The sequence below is a fragment of the Sphingopyxis sp. H115 genome (assembly GCF_001468465.1).
Lineage (GTDB): Bacteria > Pseudomonadota > Alphaproteobacteria > Sphingomonadales > Sphingomonadaceae > Sphingopyxis.
This window is the reverse complement of record NZ_LNSA01000044.1, coordinates 22,690-31,315: the sequence shown is the minus strand read 5'-3', so window position 1 is coordinate 31,315 and position 8,626 is coordinate 22,690. Positions and strand designations below refer to the sequence as shown.

The following is an 8,626-nucleotide window of genomic DNA, read 5'->3' as shown; positions in this document are numbered from 1 at the left end:
CTCTTCGTCCAAAGCCACATCAATCCCCAAGCCAAATCACCAGCCGCCATCTTGGCGATCAGATCGACAGCGTCGAGGTGGGGTGCTCGCATCGCTAACCAAATATTGCAGCCGCCTCCATTTTTTCGACAATGACATCTCGGCCATATCGAAGCATGCGACCGCCGAGGATGTGAGCCGGGCCCTCGAGACCGAGGCGAGCCATTATCTGGGATTTGTCGTCATCCGCCCGGTCGCCCACGCCCCGATCGGCGCCGCCGTCGTCGCCGCCGACCGGCTCGCCAGCGACCCCTCGATCATCATTGATACGATCGCGCCTTATCCCGTGCATGTGCTCGGTGCGGATCTCACCGTCGAGGGTTTCCCGCTCACGCAGCAGGATACCCGTGTCGGCGCCTGCGCCCAGGCGGCGATCTGGATGGCCGGCCGGCATTTCCATGCCAGCCATGGCGGGCCCTGGTTCTCGATGCCCGCGATCAACGAGGCGGCACTCAACCCGACCGACATGCTGACGACCCGCTCGCTCCCGGCCGGCTCGGAATTTCTGACGCCCGACAATATCGTGCGGGCCCTGCGGGCGCTCGATCGCCATCCCGTCGTGCAATTCGCGCGTCCCGATCCCGATAGCAAGAAGCTCGTCTGGGCCAAGCCGCCGCAGAATGTCGTCGCACGCTATCTCGATTCCGGCATCCCGGTGCTGATCGGCCTTCGCGGCCGCGACGGTGCTGTTGGCCATGCGGTGGTCGCGGTGGGCCGGGTCGTGCGCGAGAATATGCCCGCGGCAAACGGCGCACGTCCTTCGACGGCCGATATCGTGTCGCATCTTCTCGTCAACGACGACCAGCGCGGAACGCATCAGCGACTGCCGGTCGCGGCCGCCGACCGCAGCGATACCTATCCCTGGACGCTGGAAGAGGACGCGCTCTGGGTCATGGTGCCCCTGCCGTCGAAAGTCTTCATGACCGGGGATATCGCCGAGGAACTGAGCCGCGACCTTGTCGAGGGCTTCGTCCACAATGCAGACCGCTATCGCGAACGGGCGCAGAAGTCGGCGCCCGAAGGGAGCCCGACGCTCGGCGCCATCCTCGCCGTAGATCCGAGTTTCTACGGCGTCGATCCCGACCAGCTCGTCTCGCGCACCTATCTGACCTTCGGCTGGAAGTACAAGAAGCGCGCGCTGCGTAACCAGCTGCCCGACCCGTTCAAGGCCGAACTGCTCGGCAAGCATTTTCCACGCTATGTCTGGGTGACCGAATTCTCGCTTGCCGACGACCTCAAGGGCTATGATCCCTGCGGGCGGAAGGTGCGCGGGCACATCGTCCTCGACGCGACCGGCAGCAAATTTTTCGGCGAGAGCAATCTCGTCGCACAGATCCCGGGACTCGGTCTTTTCTGGACCTTCGATCCCGCCGACCCCGTCGCTTCGCGCGGCCTCTCCTGGCGCGCGACTAACGACGCCCAGACGTTCCGGCCGAAAGTGCGCGGATGGCACGACTTCGACCGCTGCGGGATCGCCGAGGCTAAGCCGGCCGGCGGCTGAACCAGGCGCGAAGCCAGGTCCAGAATCCATCGGCCGGCCTGTCCGCCGGCACTGCGGCGGCCGGAGGCTCGGTGCGCGCGATCATGAGCCGAACATCGAACAGCGGATCGCCGACGTCATTGGCGGGATAATGGGTGCAGGGCTGTCCGGCGATCGCCTTCAGGCGATTGCTCGTCGCGACCTGCTGCCGGTTGCCGTCATATTCGAGATAGGCCGAAGCCAGCGGCGCCTTGGTCCAGGGCGTGACAAGCTGCACGACGAGGCCGACCGCCAGCGACGCGAGCACGCCGTTCGGCCAGACCACCTGCGGCTTGCCGCCCGCGGCGCCGTAACGCTGCGCTTCCTCGGCGAGGCGCGGCTCGGACAGCATCCCCATACACCACAGGCAGGGTCCACCGGGCATAGACAGGATGGTTTGTCCCCCGATCGCGAAGCCGTCCCCCACGTCGTGCACGTCCATTCCCATGTCGATATAGGGGATCATCAGCCGCCGGCAGAAGCCCTCCAGCTCGCTCCGCGCCCGATAGGAATCGAGACCGCCCACGATGATGTCGCAGCGGGCTAGCTCTTCGCGCGCCGCTTCCCACCGGCACGGCAGGAAGACGGCCTCGGCCCCCTCGACGAGGCCGCGCACCATCCGCTCCGCGATAGAGGTCTTGTGCAGGGCCGGATCAAGATCGGCGCTTCGGCCGCCGATCAGGCGATTGAGGTTGCTGTCCTCGACGATATCGTCATCGACACATACCAGCCGGCCGATGCCTACATGGCTGAGCTGCTGGACGACATGCGAGTTGCCGCCGCCGAGCCCGACGAGGCCTACGGTGACTGAGCGGAGCTTTTCATCGCTGTCGGCGCCGAGGAAATTCTGGCGAGTGCTACGGGTCATGCGGCTTCTCCATCGAACCAGAGGGGCGCGCCGACGACGCTGAACCGGCCGATCGGGACGGGGCGCGCGTCGCGGTGCAGCCAGATATGTCCGCGCATCGCGTCTTCGCTGAGCACGATCGCGCCGTGCGGCCGCTGCGGCGAAACATTGAAAAAGTTCGGGACGAACTTGGCGTTCTCGCGGTTGTCGACGCCGCTGAAGTTCGGGCGTCCGCGGTGCACGTGCAGATGCACGTGGATCGCCGCAGTGCGCGTCTGATAGCTGTGCTGGAGCGCCTTGCGGATCGCATCGGGGCCCATCATCGCGCCCACGTTGCTGTCGTCGAGATAGTCTTCGTCGGCGACCGGGCGATAATCGCTTGCGGTGACGATGAGATCGCCGCCCGGCGCGGCGACGCCGGCGAACAGGAAGCCGACGCGTTCATAGGCGAAGGGATGGGCGCGATGGAGATCGGTCCGCACCGCTTCGACAAGGTCGTTGCCGATCTTGAAATGGATGGTCATCGCAGAGCCGCCAGATGGTTGGCCAGGATCGTGGTCCAGGGCTGCGTCGCTTCGACATTCTGCCAGGACCAAGTGAACCAGGGCCGCGTGAAAAGAATGTGCGTCGTCCAGTTGTTCACGTTCGACGGCACGGATTCGGAAAGAAAAAGCCGCGTCATATAGCCCGAATGTGCATGCGGGCTGAGAATCGCCTCGCGGGTCACCGCGCCCTGTGGCGTCGCGATCGGCAGCGCAGGGAGGTGGACGTAAGCCTGCCCGCCCTCCTCGAGCAGGCCCGCGTCCGGGTAAAGCACCCGGACGCGTTCGAACTCCTCGGCGGCGTCCATCAGGACGAACCGCCCTGGCGGACGTGGCTGACGAACTTCAGGCCTTTCACGACCTTGATCACTTCGCCGGGCTGGAGCGGCCGCATGGTGCCGTCGCTCGCCATGATATCGAGATCCCAGTCGGCCGGCACCTCAAGCTTCTTCTTCAGCGTCTCGGTCGTGTAATCCCCGCCGGGGATCTTCACCGGGTCGCCGTTGAGCTTGATGGTGACGAGGCGCGGCTCGTTCGGGCGGTCGGCGGTGAAGAAATGTTCCACGCCGTCCCCCTTGAGGCTCACCTCCGACCCCGGCTCGACGAGATCGTCCTTGCCGAACTTGGGATCGAACCAGATCTCCTTGTCCGCGTCGACTTGGGCGAGGCCCCGCAGTTCCTCCTCGCTGATCGCTGCCTTCCCCCAGGGGAAGCGGCGACCGTCGACGACGAGGAAGAAGATGCGATCGCCCTTCAAGGCGAAGAAGCGTTCGATCCCCGGGCGGTCGAGCGGGACCGGCTCGGCAAGATTGATGTCTTCGAGCATGCCGCCCTCGAGCTGCTGGAAGAGCAGATGCTCGTCGGCGGGACGAAAACCCGCCAGCTCGAGAAGGTCGCGGCCATTGGGCAGCGGATCTTCCGTGTCGAACGAGGCCTCGTTGATGCGAATGGCAAAGCGCGCGCGGCGTTCTGCGGGGTTGGTCATAACAAATCTCCCTAAACCGCGGCAAAAATGCCTTGGAGTTGACGAAACCGACATGTATCTGATGCCGGTATCGACAAAATAGGAGTGATGTCGTTTATGTCAATATACACATCGCGAAATCGACATGTCTGAGAACGACGACACCCGCGAGATATTCGCCCTTCGCCTGCAAAATGCCCGCAATCTCAGGGATATGAGTCAGCAGGACCTGGCTGTGAAAACCGGCTTGCCAGCAAGCTCGATTTCGCATTTCGAGGGCAAATCGCGCCGGCCGTCCTTCGACAATCTGTGCCGACTCGCCGATGCGCTGAGCGTCACCACCGATTATCTGGTCGGCCGCACCGAAGATGTCGGGACCTCGACGGCAGCGCAGCGCCTCAACCAGCATCTCGACAAACTCAATGACTATGATCTCGATATCGCCGAGCGATTCATCGAGGTTCTCGCCAATAAGGGCAGTGCAAGGCCCGGGAGCGAATAGAGCGGATACCGGGTGGCGCGGCGAAGGATGATATGGGCTTGATCGCGACGATTCTGGCGGGAAGTCGAAAAATCCTCCCGAAGATGACGGCTGGGAGCCGGCCGTCGCACCCATCGATCCGCGGCATGACAGCCTGCGACTCGACCTCGGAAGCATCGGGGTGGAAGCGATTGATGCGGTACAATTCGCGACGACCAAGCGTTCGGTCTATGTCATGCCCGATCATCCACGAACGTCATCATCCCGAAAATTCACGAGGGTTTGAAAGGATTTGACTTGCGCTTTGATCGTTGGCCAATGATGCGCCATCCACGAATTTGACATTGTCAGTAGTTTTTTAGATAACGCCTGACATGAGCGATGGTCCCTATCGATCCCTGAACCTTCCTTCGCACTGGAAGAAGGTAGCAAAATATGCCGAGAACGATGCGTTCTCCGAGCAGCAAATCTGCGAGGCTGTTGTCCCGGCGCTCGCTAGGGACTGGCGTCAGGGCGAACTGGCGCAGATCGCTGCTGCCATTGCAGACATAGCCGACCAAACGCAGCCCGGCCTTTTCGAGCAGCTCGACCGTCTCGAAGCGCTTGCGCAGGCAACGGCCGGCAACGGCTTTCGCCAGATTCTCGTGCATTGCGCGATGCAGCACGTCGACGCTGGAGCAAGCGGCGACGCCGTCGTCGAGGGCGCAGCCGCCGACGCACTGGCGATCTGGGCATCGCGCCATACGCGGCCAATCGAAGAACATTATCAGCGCGAATGGGACGCGACGCGTGCCGGCAATGTTCGCGCGCGCATCGAGGGCGGTTTTGCCGCGACGCGCTACGACGGTCTCGCTCGCCAGCTTCTCGGCAAGGATGCGCCTGCGGGGCAGCGCGCGCCGCGTAAGCAGGACGGCCTCGGGGAAGGACCTCCGCTATGAACTTCGCGCATCTCTCCCTCGCGGCGCCGTCGAAGGCGATCCGCGTGGCGGTAACCGAGCCCGGCGCCTCGGTGCCTGATGGCTTCACCGCATGTGAAATCGGCACCAATATCGAATTCAAGGTCGAACGGCTCGCGACCTATTTCTTCAAAGGCTGGAGCCCGCTCCTCGAAGACGCGCTCCTCGTTGCCGGCGCAGTCGAATTTTGCGATATGTCGCTCGCGCGGCCGACGCGGACCTGGGCGCGCGATATCGCGCTCACCGTGCCGGTACACGACCTTGATCGGTGGCAACGCGGCGACGTCGCGGCGGCGCTCAAGGACGCGCTCGACTATTTGACCGGCGATAGTTGGACGCTCGACTTTATCGAGCGGCGCGGGGCCGCCATTCCCGTGGGCCAGCAGTTGTTCGCTCTCGAGCATCCGGCCAGGGCGGTGATTCCGTTCAGCAACGGCCTCGATTCCTGTTCGGTTGCCGAGCTCGAGGGCCGCAAGCTCGGTCACGCGCTCGTCCGAATCCGGCTGGGAACCCACGACGGCGACATGCGGCGCAAGGAGCGCCGCAGCGAGGCGTTCGCGAAGATCCCTTACACCGTCAAAGGCGACCACAAGGAATCGAGCATGCGCTCGCGCGGGTTCAAGTTCGGGGTCGTCAGCGGCCTCGCCGCCTATCTTGCGGAAACTAATCGCGTGATCATGCCCGAAAGCGGGCAGGGCGCCCTCGGTCCGGCGCTTGCCGCGCTTGGCCAGGTCTATGCGGACTATCGCACCCATCCGACCTATCTTCGCAAGCTCGAGCGCTTCCTCGCGGCGCTCCTCGAAACCAACATCGACTTCGATCTCCCGCGCATCTGGAACACCAAAGGCGAGACGCTGGCGGCGCATGTCGACGGTTGCACGGGCGACAAGGCGTCGTGGCAGCGCACCCTGTCATGCTGGCAGCAAAGCCGTCACGCCGGCGTGAACAAGAAGCGCCGCCAGTGCGGAATCTGCGCCGCCTGTCTCCTCCGGCGCATGAGCATCCATGCTGCAGGTCTCACCGAACCCGGCGACACCTACGTGTGGGAGGATCTCTCGTCGGCGACCTTCGAGGACGGCGCATCGCCCGACTTCGACCGCGCGAAAATAACCGGCAAAATGCGCGAATATGCCATTGCAGGCACGCTCCATCTCGACCATCTGGCGGGCTTTCGAAAAGCCACCACCACCCAGACGGAGCTCGGTTTGCATATCTTCCGCCTCGCGCGCGCATGTCAGTTGTCCCATGAAGAAGCCCGGTCCAAGGTCGACGGCCTCCTAGCCCGTCACGAAGCCGAATGGCGTGACTATCTCGATGCACTGGGTCCCAAATCCTTCTTGTGGGAGTGGACGGCGTGACCTCGCCGCTCGGCGAGCTCGATTTTGCAGAGGTCGGAGAAAGATTGCGGCGGGCCCGGGACGCAGCCGGAATCACGCAGGCCGACGCTGCGGAGGCGATCGGTGTCGTTCGTCCGACGCTGTCTGCGATCGAAAAGGGACAGCGCCGCGTTCGTCTGTCCGAATTGCAGAAGCTTGCGCTGCTTTACGGGACGAGCGTCAACGCGCTGGTGCGGACCGAAGCCGTCCATGTCGACCTCGCCCCGCGCTTTCGCAAACTCCATGATTCCGAAGACGCCGACACCGCCGAGGCGGTGCAGCTCCTGTCAGACCTCGCCAGAGCCGAGGTCGAGCTCGAGAATCTGCTCGGGATCGAGCGCGTGCGCAATTACCCGCCCGAGCGGCCGATCGCGCGTGGCGACGTTCGTGAACAGGCCGAGAATGATGCAAACGAGCTCCGCCAGCGGCTGGGGCTCGGTCTCGCCCCCATCGCCGACATCGTCACGCTCCTCGAGTTCGACATGGGTGTGCGCGTTTATGTTCGCCGTCTTAAAGGCAAGATATCGGGGCTTTTCGCTTATGACGAGACGCTCGGCGCCTGCATCCTGCTCAACGCCAATCATCCCAAGGATCGCCGTACCCAGACCGCGGCGCATGAATGCGGTCATCTCGTCTCGACCCGCCGACAGCCCGAGGTGCTGCATCTCGGTGAGGTCGAGAATTCACGCGAGGAACGCTATGCCAACGCATTCGGCCCGGCCCTCCTTGCGCCCGCGCGTGCGGTTCTCCAAAAATTTCAGGAGGTTGTTGCCGGCTCGCCGGTGCTGTCGCGCCGGCATGTCATCGTGCTGGCGCACTATTTCAACATCTCCCGCGAAGCGCTCGTCCGCCGGCTTGAAGATCTGAAGCTCGTCAAGCCGGGGCGCTGGGACTGGTTCGTCGATCAGGGCGGCATCAGCGACGAGCAGGAGCGACAGGTGCTCGGCGATCTGGTTTCGCCCGATGCGGCAAAGGCCGAGGCATCGCGGCCGACGACCCTCAGGCTCGCGCTTCTCGCGGCCGAGGCTTATCGCCAGGAACTGATGAGCGAGGGCCAGCTTTCGAAATTGCTCCGCCTCGACCGCTCCGAGCTGCGCGCGATGTTCGCCGATCTCGAACTCGAAGGGAGCGATGCTGATGGCATCCCCATCCTTCCGGATTGAGCAACATCGGTCCATCATTCTGGACACCAGCGCCGCTATCAATCTCAACGCCACCGGGCAGGCGGCGCGTATCATTGAGGCACTGCCGTCGCCGATCGCGGTAACCGACATCCTCATGCGCGAGCTCGATGCAGGGCGGCGGATGGGACGCCATGACTTCGACGCGATCGAGGAGCTGCTGCGCATCGGCCTGATCGACGTCGTCGCCCTGAGCGACGAGGCCGAAGTCCATTTCGAGACGCTGGTCGTCGGAGCGACCGCAGAAACGCTTGATGATGGCGAGGCGGCCACGATCGCCCAGTCGATCGCGCAAAGCGCGATACCGGTCATCGACGAGCGCAAGGCGACCGCGCTCTGCGCGCGGCGCTTTCCGGCCCTGCAGCTGGCAAGCACGCTCGATCTCATTCTCCAGCCTTCGGTCACCGAGACAATCGGCAACGAGAGCTTGCGTCAGGCCATTATTGGCGCGCTTCGCATCGGGAAGATGCGCGTGCCCCCGCGTTTCGAACAATGGGTCGTCGATTTGATCGGGCCGGAAGAGGCTATGCGGTGCCCAAGCCTGCCGCGCAGGCTGCGCGAGATGGTGGTCCGGGCTTAGTGGGATGCGAGACGGGAAGGGGAGCGGGCCAGGGTCAATCCTTTAAACGCGGCAGACGCGTTCTCACCCACGAACGTTGATCGCCCAGTCCCGCATAATCCTGAAGCTTCGAAATCGCACCGCGATGCAGAACAGCAACTT

General features: G+C 63.7%; 10 protein-coding genes. 6 read left to right on the top strand and 4 right to left on the bottom strand.

Going from position 1 to position 8,626, the window contains the following annotated elements; genetic code table 11:
* The first annotated feature begins 172 nt into the window (after window positions 1–172).
* Window positions 173–1,540 carry a hypothetical protein gene (locus ATE71_RS20480; RefSeq protein WP_152998871.1) on the top strand — a complete coding sequence of 456 codons (1,368 nt, stop codon included), beginning with the start codon at window positions 173–175 and terminating at the stop codon, window positions 1,538–1,540.
* On the opposite strand, the gene ATE71_RS20475 is transcribed toward ATE71_RS20480, so the two are convergent.
* The 4 genes from ATE71_RS20475 to ATE71_RS20460 are packed head-to-tail and all read right to left on the bottom strand — an operon-like array spanning window position 1,521 to window position 3,932.
* Window positions 1,521–2,426, bottom strand: a complete 906-nt coding sequence (locus ATE71_RS20475) for a HesA/MoeB/ThiF family protein (RefSeq protein WP_082665332.1) — start codon at window positions 2,424–2,426, stop codon at window positions 1,521–1,523. The two genes, ATE71_RS20480 and ATE71_RS20475, sit on opposite strands and share 20 nt — an antisense overlap.
* A complete protein-coding gene (locus ATE71_RS20470) occupies window positions 2,423–2,929 on the bottom strand; it encodes a hypothetical protein (RefSeq protein WP_058805176.1) in 507 nt (168 codons plus the stop codon). The genes ATE71_RS20475 and ATE71_RS20470 overlap by 4 nt, the downstream gene beginning before the upstream one ends.
* Entirely contained in the window at window positions 2,926–3,255 is a 330-nt protein-coding gene (locus tag ATE71_RS20465; protein ID WP_058805175.1) for a hypothetical protein, read from the bottom strand. The genes ATE71_RS20470 and ATE71_RS20465 overlap by 4 nt, the downstream gene beginning before the upstream one ends.
* A complete protein-coding gene (locus ATE71_RS20460) occupies window positions 3,255–3,932 on the bottom strand; it encodes a multiubiquitin domain-containing protein (RefSeq protein WP_058805174.1) in 678 nt (225 codons plus the stop codon). Before ATE71_RS20460 ends, ATE71_RS20465 begins: the two co-directional genes overlap by 1 nt.
* Window positions 3,933–4,056: 124 nt before the next feature.
* Between ATE71_RS20460 and ATE71_RS20455 the strand changes: the two genes are divergently transcribed.
* From ATE71_RS20455 to ATE71_RS20435, 5 genes are all read left to right on the top strand, one after another.
* Window positions 4,057–4,413 carry a helix-turn-helix domain-containing protein gene (locus ATE71_RS20455; RefSeq protein ID WP_058805173.1) on the top strand — a complete coding sequence of 119 codons (357 nt, stop codon included), beginning with the start codon at window positions 4,057–4,059 and terminating at the stop codon, window positions 4,411–4,413.
* Between the two features lie 353 nt (window positions 4,414–4,766).
* Window positions 4,767–5,330: a hypothetical protein gene (locus ATE71_RS20450; protein ID WP_058805172.1), complete on the top strand. Its 564-nt coding sequence runs from the start codon at window positions 4,767–4,769 to the stop codon at window positions 5,328–5,330.
* On the top strand, window positions 5,327–6,706 hold the full coding sequence (locus ATE71_RS20445) for a 7-cyano-7-deazaguanine synthase (RefSeq protein ID WP_058805171.1): 1,380 nt from the start codon (window positions 5,327–5,329) through the stop codon (window positions 6,704–6,706). The genes ATE71_RS20450 and ATE71_RS20445 overlap by 4 nt, the downstream gene beginning before the upstream one ends.
* A complete protein-coding gene (locus ATE71_RS20440; RefSeq protein ID WP_058805179.1) occupies window positions 6,703–7,887 on the top strand; it encodes an XRE family transcriptional regulator in 1,185 nt (394 codons plus the stop codon). Before ATE71_RS20445 ends, ATE71_RS20440 begins: the two co-directional genes overlap by 4 nt.
* The gene (locus ATE71_RS20435; RefSeq protein WP_152998870.1) at window positions 7,862–8,485 is read left to right on the top strand and encodes a hypothetical protein; all 624 of its coding nucleotides are present in this window, start codon (window positions 7,862–7,864) and stop codon (window positions 8,483–8,485) included. The genes ATE71_RS20440 and ATE71_RS20435 overlap by 26 nt, the downstream gene beginning before the upstream one ends.
* The last annotated feature ends 141 nt before the right edge of the window (window positions 8,486–8,626 follow it).

Coding starts and splice junctions, on each gene's coding strand:
- ATE71_RS20475 (WP_082665332.1), bottom strand. CDS start 2,426: ATGACCCGTAGCACTCGCCAGAATTTCCTCGGCGCCGACAGCGATGAA.
- ATE71_RS20470 (WP_058805176.1), bottom strand. CDS start 2,929: ATGACCATCCATTTCAAGATCGGCAACGACCTTGTCGAAGCGGTGCGG.
- ATE71_RS20465 (WP_058805175.1), bottom strand. CDS start 3,255: ATGGACGCCGCCGAGGAGTTCGAACGCGTCCGGGTGCTTTACCCGGAC.
- ATE71_RS20460 (WP_058805174.1), bottom strand. CDS start 3,932: ATGACCAACCCCGCAGAACGCCGCGCGCGCTTTGCCATTCGCATCAAC.
- ATE71_RS20455 (WP_058805173.1), top strand. CDS start 4,057: ATGTCTGAGAACGACGACACCCGCGAGATATTCGCCCTTCGCCTGCAA.
- ATE71_RS20450 (WP_058805172.1), top strand. CDS start 4,767: ATGAGCGATGGTCCCTATCGATCCCTGAACCTTCCTTCGCACTGGAAG.
- ATE71_RS20445 (WP_058805171.1), top strand. CDS start 5,327: ATGAACTTCGCGCATCTCTCCCTCGCGGCGCCGTCGAAGGCGATCCGC.
- ATE71_RS20435 (WP_152998870.1), top strand. CDS start 7,862: ATGGCATCCCCATCCTTCCGGATTGAGCAACATCGGTCCATCATTCTG.